This is a genomic window from Clostridium estertheticum (assembly GCF_018861295.1).
GTDB classification, from domain to species: domain Bacteria; phylum Bacillota; class Clostridia; order Clostridiales; family Clostridiaceae; genus Clostridium_AD; species Clostridium_AD estertheticum_D.
In genome coordinates, this window is record NZ_JAHLDM010000019.1 from 16,866 (window position 1) to 37,012 (window position 20,147).

The 20,147-nt window shown below is 29.9% G+C and carries 16 protein-coding genes; 4 read left to right on the plus strand and 12 right to left on the minus strand.

All coding sequences use genetic code 11. The annotated features are described in order from the left end of the window. Positions 1 to 31: 31 nt before the first annotated feature. On the minus strand, positions 32 to 1,666 hold the full coding sequence (locus KPL54_RS17110; RefSeq protein WP_216107716.1) for a glycoside hydrolase family 43 protein: 1,635 nt from the start codon (positions 1,664 to 1,666) through the stop codon (positions 32 to 34). A gap of 153 nt (positions 1,667 to 1,819) precedes the next feature. On the opposite strand from KPL54_RS17110, the gene KPL54_RS17115 reads away from it, so the two are divergent. Next, on the plus strand, positions 1,820 to 2,722 hold the full coding sequence (locus KPL54_RS17115; RefSeq protein WP_216107717.1) for an ArsR/SmtB family transcription factor: 903 nt from the start codon (positions 1,820 to 1,822) through the stop codon (positions 2,720 to 2,722). A gap of 23 nt (positions 2,723 to 2,745) precedes the next feature. On the opposite strand, the gene KPL54_RS17120 is transcribed toward KPL54_RS17115, so the two are convergent. The 4 genes from KPL54_RS17120 to KPL54_RS17135 form a co-directional block, all read right to left on the minus strand. Then, positions 2,746 to 3,003 carry a DUF6171 family protein gene (locus KPL54_RS17120; RefSeq protein WP_216107718.1) on the minus strand — a complete coding sequence of 86 codons (258 nt, stop codon included), beginning with the start codon at positions 3,001 to 3,003 and terminating at the stop codon, positions 2,746 to 2,748. A 4-nt stretch (positions 3,004 to 3,007) separates the two neighbouring features. Next, complete coding sequence (locus tag KPL54_RS17125; RefSeq protein WP_216107719.1) at positions 3,008 to 4,498, minus strand: alpha-N-arabinofuranosidase; 1,491 nt, start codon at positions 4,496 to 4,498, stop codon at positions 3,008 to 3,010. A gap of 198 nt (positions 4,499 to 4,696) precedes the next feature. Continuing rightward, positions 4,697 to 6,073, minus strand: a complete 1,377-nt coding sequence (locus KPL54_RS17130) for an MFS transporter (protein WP_216107720.1) — start codon at positions 6,071 to 6,073, stop codon at positions 4,697 to 4,699. Positions 6,074 to 6,151: 78 nt separating this feature from the next. Next, entirely contained in the window at positions 6,152 to 8,134 is a 1,983-nt protein-coding gene (locus KPL54_RS17135) for a glycoside hydrolase family 127 protein (protein WP_216107721.1), read from the minus strand. Positions 8,135 to 8,333: 199 nt separating this feature from the next. Between KPL54_RS17135 and KPL54_RS17140 the strand changes: the two genes are divergently transcribed. Next, positions 8,334 to 9,272: an AraC family transcriptional regulator gene (locus KPL54_RS17140; RefSeq protein WP_216107722.1), complete on the plus strand. Its 939-nt coding sequence runs from the start codon at positions 8,334 to 8,336 to the stop codon at positions 9,270 to 9,272. A 289-nt stretch (positions 9,273 to 9,561) separates the two neighbouring features. Here the strand turns inward: KPL54_RS17140 and KPL54_RS17145 are convergent, their stop codons facing one another. From KPL54_RS17145 to KPL54_RS17160, 4 genes are all read right to left on the minus strand, one after another. Continuing rightward, positions 9,562 to 9,921, minus strand: coding sequence for a hypothetical protein (locus KPL54_RS17145; RefSeq protein ID WP_216107723.1), 360 nt, complete (start codon positions 9,919 to 9,921; stop codon positions 9,562 to 9,564). 311 nt (positions 9,922 to 10,232) lie between these two features. Then, a complete protein-coding gene (gene pepF / locus KPL54_RS17150; protein ID WP_216107724.1) occupies positions 10,233 to 12,032 on the minus strand; it encodes an oligoendopeptidase F in 1,800 nt (599 codons plus the stop codon). A gap of 565 nt (positions 12,033 to 12,597) precedes the next feature. After that, positions 12,598 to 13,527: an alpha/beta hydrolase gene (locus KPL54_RS17155; protein WP_216107725.1), complete on the minus strand. Its 930-nt coding sequence runs from the start codon at positions 13,525 to 13,527 to the stop codon at positions 12,598 to 12,600. 674 nt (positions 13,528 to 14,201) lie between these two features. Next, positions 14,202 to 14,564, minus strand: coding sequence for a hypothetical protein (locus KPL54_RS17160; RefSeq protein WP_216107726.1), 363 nt, complete (start codon positions 14,562 to 14,564; stop codon positions 14,202 to 14,204). Positions 14,565 to 14,775: 211 nt separating this feature from the next. Between KPL54_RS17160 and KPL54_RS17165 the strand changes: the two genes are divergently transcribed. Beyond that, entirely contained in the window at positions 14,776 to 15,378 is a 603-nt protein-coding gene (locus tag KPL54_RS17165) for a flavin reductase family protein (protein WP_216107727.1), read from the plus strand. 29 nt (positions 15,379 to 15,407) lie between these two features. Here KPL54_RS17165 and KPL54_RS17170 read toward each other — a convergent pair whose 3' ends face one another. Beyond that, on the minus strand, positions 15,408 to 16,421 hold the full coding sequence (locus KPL54_RS17170) for an SPFH domain-containing protein (RefSeq protein WP_216107728.1): 1,014 nt from the start codon (positions 16,419 to 16,421) through the stop codon (positions 15,408 to 15,410). 30 nt (positions 16,422 to 16,451) lie between these two features. Beyond that, positions 16,452 to 16,880 (minus strand): NfeD family protein, encoded by a 429-nt coding sequence (locus tag KPL54_RS17175; protein ID WP_253203543.1) that lies wholly within the window; start codon positions 16,878 to 16,880, stop codon positions 16,452 to 16,454. Between the two features lie 505 nt (positions 16,881 to 17,385). Between KPL54_RS17175 and KPL54_RS17180 the strand changes: the two genes are divergently transcribed. Then, positions 17,386 to 19,296: an NAD(+) synthase gene (locus KPL54_RS17180; protein ID WP_216107729.1), complete on the plus strand. Its 1,911-nt coding sequence runs from the start codon at positions 17,386 to 17,388 to the stop codon at positions 19,294 to 19,296. A 403-nt stretch (positions 19,297 to 19,699) separates the two neighbouring features. Here KPL54_RS17180 and KPL54_RS17185 read toward each other — a convergent pair whose 3' ends face one another. Then, positions 19,700 to 20,122, minus strand: a complete 423-nt coding sequence (locus KPL54_RS17185; protein WP_216107730.1) for a YaaR family protein — start codon at positions 20,120 to 20,122, stop codon at positions 19,700 to 19,702. Between the last annotated feature and the right edge of the window lie 25 nt (positions 20,123 to 20,147).

Sequence of the window (20,147 nt, forward strand, 5' to 3'; positions counted from 1 at the left end):
ATATGCTTTTTTTCCTTATAAGGAAAGGACCTTACTCCGGTTGATATTTAAATTTATCAAAATCAGCAAAGCAAGCATTCTTTTTTTCTAAATTATTGACTGCAAGTCCTATAAAATTTCCTGTATAACCTCCTGATAAAAAGCTGATATCTTCCTTTGCTAAAAATTCTTTTGTTTCTTGGTCTTCCACACTAAACTGTGCATTAATTCCATTCACTTTAATATGCATCTCCACTTTCTTACCACTTACAGGTACCTTAACTGGCAATATAGAAAAATCATCCTTTACTACTTTCATTACCTGAGCAATAATCCCCATTTCTTCGTCATAAGAAAGATATAAATAAATATAATTCATTGTATCTAAATATAATATCATCCCTGCTAATTGTAGGTGATTTGTAGGGGCAAAAGTAATTACCGTCTCTGCACTAAAATTAATATCACTCTGACGTATTGCAATGATATGTTGATCAAAAGTACTCTGAGGTGATTCAGCACCAGCTATACGTATTATTGATTTATCTGGAATTATGTTAAGCCAGCTACTGTTTGGAAATATTCTCAAAGTACTCCATTCACTATTTAAATCTTTTTTGTCAAAATCATCATAGAATTTATTATCCTTTTTTTTAATAACTCCATTAAAACCCTTTGGAAGTTCAACATCTGTAGCAGGTGAATGTCCACCTTGAATAAGTCTGAGCCACCCATCCTTTGTCCAAATAACCTTTTGCAATGCAGTCTCCCTTCCAAGAATAGGATATTTGCCCATTATAGGTCTAGTACACAAATGAGCTAAATACCACTCGTGTTCATCTGTTTCCACTAAGCTAGCATGTCCTGCACATTTAAGATATAAATTAAGGTTATCTCTAGAAGTTAACATAGGATTCTTAGGATCTAATTCATAAGGACCAGTAATACTCTTTGATCTAGCTACTGTAACCATATGTCCCTCTCCAGTGCCCCCTTCAGCTGTTAATAAATAGTAATACTCTTTATGTTTATATATCTGCGGCGCTTCTGTTTTTTCATATTCTGTTCCATCAAAAATTTTATATATTTTCCCAATCAATTCTTTTTTTTCATAATCAAATTTTTGAATAATAATACCAGCAGATTTATTATGTGTAATTAAACGGTAATCCCATATTTCATTTGCTAACCACTTTTCACCATTTTCATCGTGAAATAAAGATGGATCAAATCCAGAACTGTTTAAATAAATCGGATTGCTCCAAGGTCCTTTAATGTCTTTTGATGTAATTAAGTAATTATTCACATCTTTAAATGGAACTTTTGTACTTTTGACATCTGTATATACAAGATAGAAAGTATCCTCGCAGTAACTTATATGAGGTGCCCATATACTGCATCCTGTGGGATTACCTTGCAGGTTAACTAATTCCTCATTTATTAATACTGATGTACAATAATTCCAATTCACTAAATCATTAGATTCGTAAACTCTTATCCCCGGTAGCCACTCAAACGTAGAAACAACAATATAATAAATTCCCTTTACTTTTAATATACAAGGATCTGGATTAAATCCCTCAAGAATTGGATTATGAATAGATTTCATAACTATTACCCCTTTTATTAAATATTCTTTTCTTTCAAACTCTAAATTATTTATAAGTATTATACCATTAGATACCATTTATTCCATCCTATAATTTAAAATTGCTTATAAAACAAACCAAAGAATATAAATAGCTTAATATGAATATTTGCTACTTTAATTTAATTACTTTACAATCCTAATTAACAAGTTCATAATTATGTTAATCATTAAATAGTGAAAGGAATAATTATGAAAATCGATATAAGCGAAAAATGGCTTCCTGTCTACGAAGCGTTAGATAGTTCTGTACGAATTAAGATTATTAATCTTCTTTCCGAACTACCCTTAAATATAAAAGAAATTGCTAGCAAACTAGAACTTAGTAGTGCAATTATTACTATGCACATTAATAAATTAGAAAAAGCTGGAATCGTAAAAGGTGAACGTACCAAAAGTAAGGGTGGCGTCCAGAAAATATGCTCTTTAATTTTAGATGGTATAATAATAGATTTTCCGAGGAAAACCCAGAAGCGAGTAGAACATCATGAATATATCGTTCCGGTAGGTCAATATACTGATTTTGAAATCACACCAACATGTGGTCTTGCAACTACTGAAAAAATTATAGGTTATTTTGACGATACAAGATCTTTTTTAGATTCACAAAGAGTAGCTGCAAAGATTCTATGGTTCACTCAGGGTTTTGTTGAATATAAATTGCCTAATTATCTCTTAACAACGCAAAATCCTAGTGAACTTGAAATATCTATGGAAATTGGCTCAGAAGCACCCGGTGCAAACAAAAATTGGCCATCTGATATCTCTTTTATAATGAACGGAATTAAAATTGGAGATTGGACTAGTCCTGGCGACTTCGCTGATGTAAAAGGAAAATATACTCCAAACTGGTGGAACAGTGATATAAATCAATACGGGATGCTAAAAATCATTAAAATAAATGAAAAAGGTTCTTTTATTGATGGAGAAAAAATTTCAGATGTTAAATTATCTGATATAAATATTAGGAGCAAACAATGGAAATTAAGATTAGAAGTGGCAGCAGATGCTAAGCATATAGGCGGTCTAACGGTTTTTGGAAGTGGTTTTGGAAACTACGATCAAGATTTAATCTTTAGACTATATTATACATAGTAAAATGGGAATGAAGTGAGACTTCATTCCCATTTTGATTTTTTAGGATAAGGACAATTAGATTCCATCAATTTCGCCTTTATTTGTACAATACAACCACACTGCAAGCAGGTTGTACCATATTCTAGATAATTGCAATTAAAGCAAATATGCAAACGTTTTTCATAAGTTTCCTGATCAATAAGCTTAAATTGATTGCCACTTACAATTATATTTAACATGTCATCAATATCATTTTCAGAAACCATCACACTCGCAGAGCAAGCCTTACATTTTATCATCTTATTACTCTACATTAAGTACAATAACTGACATTTTAGGCATAACTATTGAAAGTTTATTATTTTGAATTGTAACCGCTTTAAATTCTTTTGGAACAACTTTATTTGGATCTGTAAAACTGTTGTATGCATTCATTTCATCAGATGCAAGTATAGTTCCCGATACTTTTGAATAGTCGAATCCTCTTAATTCACTAGTCACTTCAATTTCATCATTAGGACTTAAATTGCATAAAGATATATGAGTGATTCCCTTGTCGTCAATTGAAGCTGACACATTTAGCTCAGGTAAAGATTTATCCCCATTAACATAATTTTCGCATTCAAATGATGTAGACAAAAGCTCAGCATCTTGATGTACCTTGTACATTTTAAATATATGGTATGTTGGTGTTAATACTATTTTATCCCCCTGCGTTAATATCATAGCTTGTAGAACATTTACCATTTGAGCAATATTTGCCATCTGCACTCTATCGCAATGGTTATTAAATATATTAAGACCAACTCCTGCAACTAGAGCATCTCTTAAGGTGTTTTGTTGATAAAGGAAGCCAGGGTTTGTACCCGGTTCCACATTAAACCAAGTTCCCCATTCATCGACTATTAATCCTACACGTTTGTCTGGATCGTATTTATCCATAATAGTACTGTGTTTAATTATAAGTTCTTCCATATATAATATTTTTTCCATAGTTTTAAACCATAATGTCTCATCAAATACCGTTGCGAAACCTTTATCATCGAAACCGAAAGGCATTGTATAATAGTGGAGACTTAATCCATCCATAAGACTAGAAGATTCTCTCATCAATACTTCCGTCCAATTATAATCAGAAGCATTAGGACCACCAGCTATTTTAAAAAGCTTATTTTCCTGATAATTTCTTGCGTAGGTAGAATATCTTCTGTATAAATCTGAATAATATTCTGGTCTCATATTTCCACCGCAGCCCCAATTTTCATTACCAACACCGAAGTATTTTAGTTTCCAAGGTTTTTCGTGCCCATTAGCCGCTCTAAGTTCTGCCATTGGAGACACACCATCAAATGTCATATATTCTACCCATTCACTCATTTCTTGAACAGTGCCGCTTCCAACATTTCCACAAATATAAGGCTCTGTTTCAAGTTGCTCACATAGCTCAAAAAATTCATGTGTTCCAAAATTATTATTCTCAACTAGACCTCCCCAATGAGTATTAATCATTTTAGGACGACTCTCAGGTTTACCTATGCCATTCTTCCAGTGATACTCATCAGCAAAACATCCACCTGGCCATCTTAATACTGGAATTTTAAGTTCTTTTAAAGCCTGTACTACATCATTACGAATTCCATTTGTATTTTGAATAGGCGAGTCTTTTCCAACCCAAAGTCCCTCATATATGCATCTGCCTAGGTGCTCTGAGAACTGACCATAAATGTTCTTGTTAATTTTACCCTTCTTAACATCAGCATTAATAATGATTTTAGCCTTTTTTAAATTAGCCATTATTACACCCTCCTTTAGTAATTAATAAAATTATTAATATATTAATATTAGTATTAATTGTATTATAAGTTTTTTGGTATAGAAGGTCAATAATAAAATACATATAAGTAAAATTATATTTTTATTATGTTGGATGATTTTATTTGTATATATTAGTAACCTTTAATTAAATAACAATTCAATATTTACTCAATAATCCTAAACGTGTAGCATTCTTCCTTTCTCCAACTCTTTACTAATTTGAGCCTCACCTTTTTCATATTTTCCGTAAAATATCATAGGTATAGTAGCTAGGACAAATAGCATGGCAGGAACCCATATAAAACTAAACTGAATTCCAAATAAAGAAGAGGTTGATTGAACTTTATTCGCTACATATCCAAAAGAAGACATGATTTGTGCTGGGATAAATCCGCCGATACCACTACCAGCCTTAATACAAAATGCACTACCTATTGAGGACAAGAAACCACTAGCTCTTATTCCTGTTTTCCATTCTCCAAAATCTACAGTATCTGCAAGCATTGCGAAAGGCATAGAGCACGCTACTCCAGATCCTATAGAACCGATTACATAGAATCTAATAACAGCACTTACGTTATGGGATGCAACCATCAGTAATATATTAGAAATAGCGGCTACTAAAAGAGCACCAATCATTACAGATCTTTTGTTTGATAGCTTAACCATAAAAGGTATAAGTATCATACCTGCAACTGTTAATACGGACAAAGACCCAACTATAGAAACTAAGTATTTCATATGTAGATTATACTCAAAATAATATATTAATGAGGATGATCTTACATTATTACCAACCCAGAAAATTAAATTAGCAGTAACTAGTAGAATCCAAGGCCAGTTCCCTTTTGCAGCACTTATACTCTTTTTAATAGGAATTGATTTTAATTCACTGACATGATTTTCTCTTAAGTTAACAAAAGCTGTTAAAAACATTATTATAGCGACAATACCAAAGATTCCAAGGGTTAATGAAAATCCTTTTTTGTCATTGCCAGCGCCTAAAATTGCTACTAATGGTAAAACAAGATTAGTAAAAAGAACGCCTATATTTCCTCCAACCATTCTATACGAATTTAAAACCACTCTTTCTTCTGAGCTTCTAGATAAATTAGGCAATATAGCCGTTATTGGAGCACTAATACCTGTATAACAAACACCTGCAAGAATATATGTTACTACTGCATATACTATCTTCCATGTACCAGCTAAATTAGGTGTAGTAAAAGTAAGCCAAGTAAAAAATGCAAAAGGAACGCATAACCATAGGAAATATGGTCTACTCTGTCCCCACTTTGTGTGTGTATGATCTATTAAAAATCCCCATATAGGAGCATCAACAGCATCAACTAATCTAGTTGCTAAAAGTAATGTCCCTGCAACAGCAATACTTAATCCAAAAACATCTGTAAAGAAATATAATAAGTAAGTACTTATTACTACATATAACAAGTTACCTCCGCAATCAGTTAGTGCGTAACTAATCCTTTGATAAAAAGGTAATGTATTAGTTTTTTTAGATAATGGTTTACTTTTTTCAATATTAACATTCATAATGGTCCCCCCATTGCAATAGCCGTCATTATGATGGCAACTATTACATTTTATAATAGTTATATAATTATTAAAAATCTATAAATCCTTATTTATAAATACCCTCATTTCACCTACAGATCGGTTAGCCCAACTATAATATGGAACAAATGTAATTTCACACTCTTCATATACCTGACTTTTTTTATCACTTCTATATAGTTGTCCCTCCCAACTATCATCTATAATTAGTTTTTTAGCCTTAGTTTTAATTTTACCAACGCCAGAAAGCAGCTTAGAATCAAATTCATATTCATAACTAGCAGACTTATCTAATCTAATTAAATGTAGATTTTTACCGTTGTCTATTTCTTCTAAGCAGTATATAAAAGGTCCTCTTTGAATTGCAACTTTCCCTAAATCATCTTTAATATTTGGATTTGCTACTATTTCTTGAATTTCCATCTCGAGTTTGATTTCTATTGTATCAAATGTATTCCAATTTCTTAAGATGGAGATATAACCATTTATAATTTTATATTCCACTTTTTCATAGTTAACTTTAACAGAATACGAATAACACCAATCAGGTATTCTAAAGGCCATACTGAAATTACTGGATTTCTCAATATTTAAAGAAAACTTAATATCGCCAGCCCACGGGTAGTTTGTCTCTTGTTTAATAGAAACTTTATTATTATTTATTAAGATATCAACTTCATTAGACATATATAAATGTGTATATATTGTGTTATTAAGGGTGGTATAAATGTACTTACCTAAAGAAGTCAATGTTCTTGCAAGGTTAGGAGGACAACATGCACATCCAAACCATTCTGATCTAGTTACCTTTACATGACTTTTGCCTGGATCATTTTTACTAGCTACTGGATCAACTTCTAAGGGATTTACATAAAAGAAATGTTTTCCATCAAGTGCCATTCCACTAATAGTAGAATTATATAAACTTCTCTCCATAACATTTCCATATAAACTTAGCTGTTCGTTTTTAAGCATATTAAAAGCAAAGAATATTATTCCCACCGATGCACAAGTTTCACAATACATTGTGTCATTAGGCAAATCATAGTCAAAAGTTAAGGCTTCCCCTATTACAGTCGAACCAATACCTCCTGTTATATACATTCGTTTACTAGTAATATTGTTCCATAATTTTGTGCACGCTTCTAGCATTTCTTTATCATTCGTTAAATAAGCTATATCTGCCATAGCTGTGCACATATACATAAGTCTAACCGAATGTCCTTCAGCAGTTTCTTGCTTAAGAATTGGTTGATGCACTTGAAAATATTTCTGAGGTAATTTTTCCATTCCTGGAAGTATAAAAGTTTTATTATTATCATCTTTTAATTGATCTTTAAGAAAATTACTATCTTTACCCCTTTCATATAAAAAGTATTTACTTAATTCCAAGTATTTTTTATCTTTAGTTACTGAGTATAGTTTTGCTAAACCAATTTCTACTTCTTCATGACCGTCATATCCATGAATCTTGCCTTCTTCTGGGCCAAAATATTCATTAATACAATCAGCTAAATTACAAGCGATATCTATTATCTTTCTTTTTCCTGTAACACTATAATAAGCAGCTGCCGCTTCCATAAAATGACCTGCGCAATATAATTCGTGACTTTCTAATAGACGCTTAAACTTTCTTTCCTTAGCATCAATAGTAAAGTAAGTATCTAAATATCCATCCTTTTGTTGAGCGAGTCCTATCAAGTCTATAACGCCATCAGCTATGTTTTCAAGTTCAGAGTTACTATCATTAATCAAAGAATATGAAACAGCCTCTAGCCATTTATAAACATCACTATCTTGAAAAACATAGCCATAATGATGACCACTTTTTAGTCCCGCTGCAATTTTAAAATTTTCAATTGCATGACTTTTTTCAATTGGAATATTCTCATCATCTCGCTCAGCATCAATTTTTATATTAGCCTCATCATTAAGCACATTCCATTGATATGGAATCATTTCATCTTTAACCAATCTTATATACTTAGACCAAAAATCATCTGTAATAATAATATCTTTTATGTTTATCTCATTTTGCATTTATTAAACTCCTCCTATATCAATATTTAAGGTATGGTAAATACGACAATCAGTGTTTTTTCTTAGCACCAATTGACATAAGCTTTTTATGGAAGTATAATGTTGATTGTTCTTATATGATTGATTTATACGCTAATTATAAATCGATTACATTTATCTAACAACTAATAAAATCGTACTTTTGGTGGTGAAATCAGATATGCTCTATTTTAAGACAAATGTAAGTGTACCTCTCTCTTATTACAAATCTGGTCAATTTATATGTGAGAAAAATTGGCAGCATAAATCTTTTATTCTAGAAAATGACTATGAAATTATCATTGGAATTAAAGGAACCATTTATATTAAACAAAATGAGGATAAGTATGAAGTAAATCCAGGTGATGTTTTATTTTTACTCCCAGGTATGTTACATTCCGGATATGCACCCTCAGATGAGGGTAGTAGTTTTTACTGGCTTCATTTTTTATGTACTTCAAATGAGATAATATTAACTAAATCTGAGATATATCAAGAAATTATTTCAATATTAAATACGGAAAGTTTGCATGAAGATATTTTATTGCCAACTTTTTTATCATTAATTGACACTGGAAAAGTGTTCATTTATATAAAACAAATTTTACACATAGCTAATTCACTGTATTATACACATTTATCAACTGATTATTTAGTATCTGAACTTGCCATAGAATTAACTCAACAATTTATAAACTCATTTAGTTTGTCATTAACAAAAGAAAATTCAGTAAATAAAAGATTTTTTCAAATATTAGAATGGATAAGAGTAAATGTTACTAAAGACATATCTGTACAAATGGTAGCTAAGAAGTCTAATTTTAGTGCCGATCATCTAACGAGATTATTCAAAAAACATATTGGAATGAGTACTCTTCAATATATAAATAGTATTAAGATAAATAAAGCAAAAGAACTATTATTGAACTCTGAAAAAAGCATTAAAGAAATCTCTTATACTTTATGTTTTAAAGATGATAAATATTTCATGAAATTATTTAAGAAATATGAAGGAATAACTCCAACTCAATATAGAGATGCATACCCTAAAACTTATATTAACACAGATTCATCTGATCCACTCATTCCTTTGCCTAGTTATTTATCACATAAGAATTAAAACAACTGACTTATGACTCTACTATACAATCAAGTAACCGTCTATATTTCACCCTCTTCGCAAGCAGTTGCAATATAAAATAGCCTATAAAATAGACACTTTAAAGTCTACCTATAGGCTATTTTATATTATTAGATTTATACTCATATTTAATTAAAGGGGGACTCTAATTAAAAAATAAATCACTTGCTAATTACCATACCTTTATAATAACAATTAATTGTAGGATTAGTATCAAATCTTTATGTGAAAAATATGTGACTCTCTCTAACTTATGTTAAGTTAAATGTTAAACTTTGAATTTAAGTAGTTCCCCATAAGATTCTGCGAAAATAGTATTATTAAATTCATTATTTACAATACCTGCACGCACACCCTGCATAGTAGCAATAATATCTTTGGGCATAATATTATATCGTTTTTTAAATGGAGTACTAGCTATTAATGAGATGGCTTGTTTCCTACTCTCACTTAATTCTTTTGAAATTTTTTTTAATTTTCTTGAATCAACAACTATATTATAGTCAATAGGACTTATATCTTTTATATTTTTTTTCAATTCCTCTATATAAGATATACCTTCTTCTTTTGTCATAACTCCACTCATAGTTATTATCAGTAAATTTGTTTTAAGTTCCATTGTATACATATTAAACCCTCCCATATCTTTGCTTATTTATTGAGTTCCTATATTTTAAATTATAATCAATAACTGTATTACAAATATCTTATATTTATGTAAAGTTTATGTGTATAAATATCTTCTGCAATTGAAATAATTAAAGATTAAGTATGGATTTCTCCATAATGATCCAAATAAGGAACTCAGAAACTATTAAAATTTCATTTAAATTTTTATTTTTTGAAATCAAATGAATTATAACATTAGGAAAAGTATATATTATGAAAATTTCATTTGAACGAGCTTTAGCAATTGTAGTAATATATACTGCCCCTTTGTTACATTTCTTTCTCGAGCATCCCTAATAATTCATCAAATCTTTTTATAGTATCTTCTAAAGGTTTTGGTGATGACATATCTACCCCTGCCTTTTTAAGTATATTTATTGGATAATCACTTCCACCACTCTTTAAGAATCCTATATATCTTTCTACAGCACTTGCTCCCTCGTTAGTTATCATTTTACTGAAAGAATTAGCAGCTGCAAAACCTGTGGTATACTGATATACATAAAAATCATTATAAAAATGAGGAATTCTTGACCATTCCATATCTATTCCTGCATCTACTACCATATCCGGTCCAAAATATTTCACATTTAAATCATGATAAATTTTACATAAGTCCTCTGGTGATAACGGATTACCCTGTTCAATTTTTTCATGTATTACCTTTTCAAATTCTGCAAACATGCACTGTCTAAATACTGTAGTTCTTATTCCCTCTAATTGCTGATTTATTAGAAATAATTTCTTTTTCTTATCATTCTCATTTTTAATTTGATAATCTATTAATAAACATTCATTAGTTATAGATGCAACCTCTGCGCAAAATAACTCATACCCTGAATATATATATGGTTGAGTCTTTCTTGCATAATATGAATGAATGGAGTGTCCCATTTCGTGAACAAGCGTAGATACATCATTTAATTGATAATTATAATTCAAAAGCACATATGGCATACTATCAAAGCAGCCCCAAGAATAAGCTCCAGAGCGTTTACCTTTGTTTTGGAATACATCTACCCATCCCTCATTAATACCTTCCTTGAAGATGTCTAAATACTCTTGTCCGAGTGGCTTAATACCCTCAAGTGCTATTTTAACTGCCTCTTCATATTCAATATGATTTTCCTCCGCATCAATTATAGGCACATATAAATCGTACATATGCATTTCATCAAGCCCTAGAAGCTTCTTCTTAATGCTTACATACCTATGAAGGGATGATAAGTTTTTATTTATAGTATCAACTACATTATCATAAACCTTTACTGGAATATTATTAGGTTTTAAAGAACTTTCAAGTGCACAGGAATAATTTCTTGTTTTTGCATTAAATATAAAGTTCTTTATCGAAGATGTTAAAGATGCTGTTAAAGTATTACTAAATCCTTTATATGTTGAAAATAATGTTTCAAAAGCATCTTTTCTTACTCTTCTATCCTTTGATTTTATAAAATTGCTATAGTTCCCTTCAGTTAATTCCACCTCATTACCCTTTTCATCCTTTATACACGGAAATGTCATGTCTGCATTTGTAAGCATTCCAAATATATTTCCCGGTGCACTTAGACAATCACTAACAGACGCCAAAAGCTTTTCTGCCTCTGCACTTAGTGTATGGTCCTTTTGACTTATAATATCTGTTAAATAAAATTCATATAGTTTAAGCTTTGGAAACTTAACTATTGCCTCATCAACTGCTCTCTCAGGTAATGATAATAACTCAGGAATAAAAAATGCAGTTTCACTAGAAACTTCTGCGCCATAAGTATCAATCTTATTCTTAAGAACTTGAAATTCAGCCTTGCCTGTATCCTCGTCTCCTCTTAAATGTGCATACACAAGCAATTTATCTAAAAGTCTTTCAATTTCTACGTTACTTTCTAAAAATGATAATAACTCCTCAGGGATACCTAGTTTACCTGAGAATTTTTTCATATTTGGCACTTTAGCCTTTAGTATTTCAAAATCTTTTTCCCAGACTGACGAATTCTCATATATCTTTTCAACATTCCACTTATACTTGCTATCGACTTGATCTCTCGTTTTAAGTTTTTGTACTTCACTCACTAAAATTTCCCTCTTTCATTTTTTGAATTTAAAATCAAACTTACGTAGATTAATCTACATAGAATAGAAAACAACATAATATAATTATATTATCCTATAATTGAAAAAATAACCATACACTAGTAAACTATAATAATAACTTGTTGTTTATTTCCACTCACACAACAACTATATTTATAAATTTTTTTATATTTAATATTGATTTGTAATATTTATACAATATAATACTTTTGCTGTTTTTATCATCATACTATAATAAAATAATAAAAGGTTGTTATGTTTTTTGTACAAGCCATCAAAATTAGTCACTGATATATTACATATATTCTCTTTTTCTTAGATTATACTAACAAAAGTATATATTGCGAATAATGCATTTGAACTAGCCTTAGTAATTCTTAATTTATTTTATTTGCAGATACGTAAAGAAAAGTACATGTTTGAGCGCATGCGAGTTTGTACTTTTTAGTAGCTGCAAACAAAATAGATTTTAGAATTACTTAGCGAAGTGAAAGCATTGGAGCAATATATACTTTTAGTTAAAGCATAATCTATGAAAAAGTGCTTAGATTAAATGTGCATTAATCCATTTTATTATATCAGTAGTTACCTCATCCTTATTGGTTTCATGGAGCATTTCATGACGTCCATCTTTATAAAGTTTATAAGTCAGATCCTTAACTCCATGTTTCTCATAAGTCTTAACAAGTTTTAAAGCACCCTTCCCATTTTTTCCTACAGGGTCCTTATCACCTCCAAAAATATAGATAGGTAAATTATTAGGAATGTTTTTAATTTCCTCCGCATCTGCTGCACTCTTAAGTCCACTTAAAAAATCATAGAAAAAGCCCGCTGTAAAAACTGCACCACAGTATGGATTTTCTATATATTTATCCACTTCTTTGTTGTCCCTGCTTAGCCAATCAAATAATGTTCTATTTGGTTTAAAAAAATTATTATTACTTCCAAAAATCAATTTATTTAAATTAATACTTTTAGCATTTCTTCCTCTTCTTATAATCTCCACTTTTGATGCTATTCTTCCTATATCAACAATAATTCCCCGCTTACCGCAAGTGCCTGTAAGAATAACACCCTTTAATTCACTTCCATATAAACAAATATATCTTTGTGTTAAGAATGATCCCATGCTATGCCCAAATAAAAATACAGGTAAAATCATATTTTCTTCTTTAATAATATTATTTAGTCTATGCATGTCCTCAACCATTGAATTAAAGCCATCCTCACCTAATTCTCCCAAAGTCTCTATCTTCCCTGCAGTTTCCCCATGACCCCTATGATCATTAGCATAAACAATAAATCCATTTTTTGTTAAATTGTTTGCAAAATCTTCATACCTAGCTGCTGTCTCCGCCATTCCATGTGCTAATTGAACCACACCCTTAACCTGCATATCCACATCCGGCATCCATTTGTATACAAATATTTTCAAACCATCCTTACCCTTAAACGTAAAACTTTCTGATATCATACTCACCCCCTATTATTTTTACAATTAATAATATTTTTATGTTGAGAAATAACTCAGCGAAGTAAAAATTACTTTTTCATGAATTGTGCTAACAAAAGTATATACTGCGCATAATGCATTTAAACTAGCTTTAGTAATACTTAATTTATTTTATTTATAGGTATCTTAATAAAAGTACATGTCTGAGCACATACAAATTTGTATTTTTCAGTAGCTATAAATAAAGTCCTTTTTCATAGATTATGCTAACAAAAGTATATATTGTGTAGAATGCATTTAAGCAAGCCTTAGTAATTCTTAATTTATTTTATTTATAGGTGTCTTAATAAAAGTACATGTTTGAGCGCATGCGAGTTTGTACTTTTTAGCAACTGTACATAAAATAAATTTTAGAATTACTTAGCGAAGTGAAAGCATTAAAGCAATATATACTTTTAGTTATAGCATAATCTATGAAAAACTACCTATCTCGTATGCTAATTTAAAATACAAAAAAGCCACACTAATTAAATCTACTGCTTAATAGACTTGATAGTGTGGCTCTCATTTTTTTAGCCATATTTCATATTTACTCTCAATAAAATTATATCACTAAAATACATATTTGAAAAGCAATATTACACAATTCTGAAAATTAATATTACATTAAAGTATCTTTTCAAACAAATTCATCCTTATTTCTCTAAGACCTTATATTCAACCTCTATATATTTATCTTCATCATAAAATTTATCAGATTGTCCATAAATCTTAACGTTTGTATTTATCGCATTTTCAGCAATATATTTTGCAGTATGCACCGTAACATCAATGGTTTTATCTATTAGAACAGCTGTTACTGCTCCTGCTATTTTTGAAGTTTTCGAAGCTACCCTACCAAGTATAACACTATACTTCTTCGTATTTTTAGCCAATTTATCCTTACCTGAAATTCCTGCAATAGACGATATGACATCCCCCGTTAGTCCAATACCAAATTCTGCAGTATTGCCAACTAATTTTGAAGCATCATATACTACTTTCCCAATAATTGTCATAATAATCACCACACCTATATTATTACTCTTATAATTATTATACCATATTATTATAAAATTATTACTAATGAATTTGGTAAAAATTATAAAGTCTTTTTGACAAACATTCAAGACTATATAAATCTTTTAAGATATTGTATAATATATAATGTTATATAAAAACAAGAGACATACCTTATAATGTATGTTAAAAATATAGAGGTGAAAATACATGATAAAAACCATATTTAAAGGTAGCGCAATGTTAAATCCCGTTCCCGTAGTATTAATTACATCAAAAAATAAAGAAGGTAAAATAAATGTTTTTACAGTAGCATGGATAGGAATGGCTTGTACAAAACCGCCAATGATAACTGTAGCTATAAGGCCTGAGAGACTTTCCTATGATTACATAAAAGAAAGTGGTGACTTTGTAGTAAATCTACCTACTGCTGCAATGACAAGAGAAGTTGATTATTGCGGAGTGCGTTCTGGTAAACAAGTAGATAAGATTCATGAGATGAACTTCAAAGTGGACGACGCAAAAGATGTCATAGCACCAATAATATCTGACTGCCCCATATCTTTAGAGTGCAAAGTTAAAAGCATTACCCCTTTAGGGACACACGATTTATTTTTAGCTGAAATAGTAAATACGCATGTTGATAATACTTTAATAGATGATCTTGGAAAAATACACTTTGAACTGGCAGATCTCATTACTTATTCTCATGGCGAATATTTTAGCGTTAATTCTAAACCTTTAGGTAAATTTGGTTACTCAGTTCAGAAAAAAAACAAAACCAAAAAAAATAAGCATAAAAATAAAGCCTGATTTCTCAGACTTTATTTTTATATCTATTTTTATTTATTTGGCATTGATTTGTTTGGTATTGCTTTAGTAGGTATTGCCTTAGTAGGTATTGCTTTATTTTCAGATTTCTTATCCATTCTTAACATTTCGCCTATTGCTGATATACTACCAAAACTTGATAATATTTCATTCGGAAGTATAAGCTTATTAGCTGGATTTTTAGACATTTCTGTAAGAGCTTCTATCTGTTTTAATGCTATTACAGTTTCATTTGTACCTGACTCAATTATTGCTGTATTTACTTTTCTTATAGCACCTGCTTCTGCAATTGCAATTGTCTCTATAGCCCTTGCTTTACCTTCTGCTTCTAAAAGTTGTGATTCTTTAAGTCCTTCTGCACGTCTAATATTTGCTTGCTTTTCAGCTTCAGCATTTAATATTTGAGCTTGCTTATGTCCTTCTGCTCTTTCAATTTGACTTTGTTTTTCGCCTTCTGCTGTAAGAATAAACGCTCTCTTATCTCTCTCTGCTCTCATCTGTTTTTCCATAGCTTGTTGAATCTCACTTGGTGGAACAATGTTTTTAATTTCTACAGATAAAATCTTTATTCCATAAGCATCTGTAATTTCATCAATTATTTCAAGAAGCTTAGAATTTATTCTATCTCTTCCTGATAATACATCATCTAATGTCATGTCTCCAACAATATTTCTCATATTAGTAATAGTTGAATACACAATACCTGATTTATAATCCTCAATATTATACACTGCATCTCTTGAATTAATAACTTTATAAAATATAACATTATCAATTGATATATTTACATTATCTTTAGTTATAACATTCTGTGGTTGTATGTCGAGTATTTGTTGCTTAGTAGAAATTTTTCTTCTAACGAAATCTGCAAATACAATTGTAAAATGCCAACCTGGCTCTAATATCCTATGAAACTGACCAAATCTTTCTATTAGAATTACATACCCAGTATTAACAATCTTAATAGATGTTAAAATCATAACGACAATTAGTAACAATAAAACTAAACCTATAATCGAACCCATAACAAATTCCTCCTCAAATTTTAATATAACTTATACTTTAGATATTAATAATTTATTTCCTTCAATACCAGTAACTCGAACTAAATCACCTTTCTTTAAAGGTTCACCGTCATTTTTAACAGTCCAATAAATTCCTTGAAACTTAATATTTCCTTTTTGATCAATATCTTTTGTTATTGTAAATTCTTGTCCTACATACCCTTCTTCCATAGTCAAAGTTTTTTTCACAGTTTTGCTTATGGTCTTCTTAACTATAGGATACCCTATAGACATGGCCACTCCACTAACTGCTACAAAAATAATTATTTGCACAAATATTGGTGCACCTAAGCCAATAGAAATAATTGCTGCGAGTGCTCCTGCAGCAAACCATACAAACATAAAACTACTAGTTGTAATATCAATAGCTAATGCCGCCACTGCAACAACTATCCAAAATATCATCGGTGTCCAGCTCATATTATACCCCCTTAAAATCTAAAATATTATTAACTTTAACAGCTTATGTCATTATTAATCTATATCCTATATTATATAACTTTTATGAATTTTATAATACAACCTTATTATGTTTTAAAATCAATATTATTACTATAGAATATTTATGAATAATATTCATCTTTTATAAACTAAATAAATAAATTTTTTATAATGTTATAATCACATTATATTGTATATACTAAACTTAATAAAGTTTTATTTTAATATATAGTATCTTTTTTCGTGCATTTTTGTCGTTTTTTCACCATCTACCCTGTATTTACTCTCATTTTCTCAATAATACGTTACATTGTAATTATAAATTTATTGTAAATAGTAAATAACAATTTAATTATTGGTAAAATAATCATTAACGTTTCTACTAATGTATTCAAAATAATGATATAATTCTACTAAATATTTGTTATATAAAGAAATATTTGCATATACTATATAATAAAACCAAGAAAGGTCGTGAATTAGTTTGGAAACTTCTTTTATAAAGGTTTCTGCTGCTTGTCCAATAGTAAATGTGGCAGATATAGAATTCAACTTAACTAACATACAAAAATGCATTACACAGGCTTACGCAGAAGGATCAAAATTCATAGTTTTTCCAGAACTTTGCATAACAGCTTACACTTGTGCAGATTTATTTTTGCAACAGCGATTGTTAAAAAAATCTGAAAATGCAATTAAATCTCTATGTGAGTTTTCTGAAAATAAAGATATATTAATTGCTGTTGGCTCTCCATTATACTTTAATGATTGTCTATATAATTGCGCTTACATAATATTTAACGGAAAACTTCTAGGAATAGTACCAAAAAGCTATATTCCTAATTATACTGAGTTTTACGAAAAAAGATGGTTTGCAGAGGGTCTTTCCATAATAAACAAAACCGTGAATCTTTCTTTTGCTAGTGGCATCCCTTTTGGAACAAATTTATTATTTACTTGTGACAACATTAAATTTGGTTTTGAAATTTGTGAAGATCTTTGGGTAACCATTCCTCCAAGCAGCTACTTGTCTCTTCAGGGTGCAAATATAATTGCCAACCTATCTGCATCTAATGAATTAGTTAGTAAAGCTGATTACAGAAAATCCTTAGTAACATCTCAAAGTGCAAGATGTATGTGTTCTTATTTATATGCATCCTCAGGTGTTTTTGAATCTTCTACCGATTTAGTTTTCAGTGGTCATCTTTTAATTAGTGAAAATGGTTTATTATTAAAAGAAAATAATAGATTTCAAAGAGAAAACGAAGTTATTACATCTATTATTGATATAAATAAGTTAAATAGTGAAAGAATGAAAAATACAAGTTTTAGAAATACTAATTCCATATGTCCCTTTGAAGTAAAAGAAATTTCTTTTGAATTTGAAAATATGGATTTTGGCATCTTTGATAGAGATATTGATAAATATCCTTTTGTTCCGTCGGATCAACTTAAACGTGAAGTACGCTGCGCAGAAATATTCAATATACAATCTTCAGCTCTTGCTAAAAGATTTTCATTCACTGGACTTAATAAAGCTATAGTTGGTATTTCTGGAGGTCTTGATTCAACACTAGCACTACTTGTTATAGTTAAAACTTTTGACAAACTAAAAATACCATTAAAAAATATTATAACTATAACTATGCCTGGTTTTGGGACTACAGATAGAACTTATTTAAATGCAGTAAATCTATGCAAAAATTTAGGTACTGACCTTAGAGAAATTAATATAGTTGACGCATGTCTTTTGCATTTTAAAGATATAGGTCATCCATTAGGGAAACATGATGTGACTTATGAGAATGTTCAAGCAAGAGAAAGAACTCAAATTCTTATGGATCTTGCCAATAAGGAAGGTGGCCTGTTAATAGGTACAGGCGATTTATCAGAACTTGCTTTAGGTTGGTGCACATATAATGGAGACCATATGTCTATGTACTCTGTAAATTGTTCAATTCCTAAGACATTGGTTAGATATTTAGTCAAATATGTAGCAGATAAAGAATCGTCAAAGGAAGTCACAGACATTCTTTTAGATATTCTTGATACCCCAGTAAGTCCTGAACTTATGCCTAAAGATAAAAGTGGAAAAATAACGCAAAAGACTGAAGACATAGTAGGACCATATGTACTCCATGACTTCTTTCTTTATTATTTTATGAAGCAAGGCGCAACTCCTGAGAAAATATTATTTTTAGCAAAACAAGCCTTTAAAGACGACTTCGAGGAAGTCGTAATAATTAAATGGTTCGATAAATTTATAAAAAGATTTTTTACTCAACAATTTAAACGTTCAGCTTTGCCTGATGGTCCAAAAGTAGGAACAATAAGTGTTTCTCCAAGAGGCGATCTTAGAATGCCATCAGATGCTAGTTATAATTCTTTCCTTTAATATCTTTTAACACCAAGGAAAGTATATATTACGCGTATTGCAATACGAGTAATGCATTCAATCAAGCTTTAGAACTCCATACTTATTTTTAATTGATTTGCGTTAAGAAAAATATATGTTTGAGCGCTAGCGAGTTTATATTTTTTAGCAAATTAATTAAAAATAAAATTAGTAGTTCTTAGCGAAGATGAAGCTACCTTTTCCTTTTACACATAGAAAAAGATATATATTACGTATAATGCATTGAATCAAGCTTTAGAACTTCTTATTTTATTTTTAATTGATTTGCGTTAAGAAAAATATATGTTTGAGCGCTAGCGAGTTTATATTTTTTAGTAAATTAATTAAAAATAAAATTAGTAGTTTTTAGCGAAGATGAATGCATTAATAGTAATATATATCTTTATTTGTATATATCAACGATTAAACCTGAAATTTCATCAATAGTATTTGCTACCTTAAGATTATCTTTTTCCTGATTAAGTAACATTTGAGTAAGTTCTTCAAGTTTAGCATCTACAGTATCTACTGTTATAAAATATTGTGTTTGCCAAAAACTAATATCTTTTTTAACTTCGTACATATGTTTCAAAACAGATTCCAAGTATTCTTTAATTAAATTTTTATATGCTTTAACATCAGCATAACATTTTGTAGTACTTAACCTATTTCCTTTCTTTTTTATATCATCCATCATATCCTTTAGCTGCTCCTCTGATCTATTATGCCTAGCAGAACTAAAGTTTTGGGAAAAGTCCATTTTATTTTGAATAGGTTTTTTATCTGTTGAAATAGTCGAATTTCTTCTAGCTCTTGATATTTCCATGATTATTTCACCTCCAATTTATCTA

Bases quoted from the DNA above. Each gene is read 5' to 3' on its own strand.
- KPL54_RS17110 (WP_216107716.1), bottom strand. From the start codon at position 1,666: ATGGTATCTAATGGTATAATACTTATAAATAATTTAGAGTTTGAAAGA.
- KPL54_RS17115 (WP_216107717.1), top strand. From the start codon at position 1,820: ATGAAAATCGATATAAGCGAAAAATGGCTTCCTGTCTACGAAGCGTTA.
- KPL54_RS17120 (WP_216107718.1), bottom strand. From the start codon at position 3,003: ATGATAAAATGTAAGGCTTGCTCTGCGAGTGTGATGGTTTCTGAAAAT.
- KPL54_RS17125 (WP_216107719.1), bottom strand. From the start codon at position 4,498: ATGGCTAATTTAAAAAAGGCTAAAATCATTATTAATGCTGATGTTAAG.
- KPL54_RS17130 (WP_216107720.1), bottom strand. From the start codon at position 6,073: ATGAATGTTAATATTGAAAAAAGTAAACCATTATCTAAAAAAACTAAT.
- KPL54_RS17135 (WP_216107721.1), bottom strand. From the start codon at position 8,134: ATGCAAAATGAGATAAACATAAAAGATATTATTATTACAGATGATTTT.
- KPL54_RS17140 (WP_216107722.1), top strand. From the start codon at position 8,334: ATGCTCTATTTTAAGACAAATGTAAGTGTACCTCTCTCTTATTACAAA.
- KPL54_RS17145 (WP_216107723.1), bottom strand. From the start codon at position 9,921: ATGTATACAATGGAACTTAAAACAAATTTACTGATAATAACTATGAGT.
- KPL54_RS17155 (WP_216107725.1), bottom strand. From the start codon at position 13,527: ATGATATCAGAAAGTTTTACGTTTAAGGGTAAGGATGGTTTGAAAATA.
- KPL54_RS17160 (WP_216107726.1), bottom strand. From the start codon at position 14,564: ATGACAATTATTGGGAAAGTAGTATATGATGCTTCAAAATTAGTTGGC.
- KPL54_RS17165 (WP_216107727.1), top strand. From the start codon at position 14,776: ATGATAAAAACCATATTTAAAGGTAGCGCAATGTTAAATCCCGTTCCC.
- KPL54_RS17170 (WP_216107728.1), bottom strand. From the start codon at position 16,421: ATGGGTTCGATTATAGGTTTAGTTTTATTGTTACTAATTGTCGTTATG.
- KPL54_RS17175 (WP_253203543.1), bottom strand. From the start codon at position 16,880: ATGAGCTGGACACCGATGATATTTTGGATAGTTGTTGCAGTGGCGGCA.
- KPL54_RS17185 (WP_216107730.1), bottom strand. From the start codon at position 20,122: ATGGAAATATCAAGAGCTAGAAGAAATTCGACTATTTCAACAGATAAA.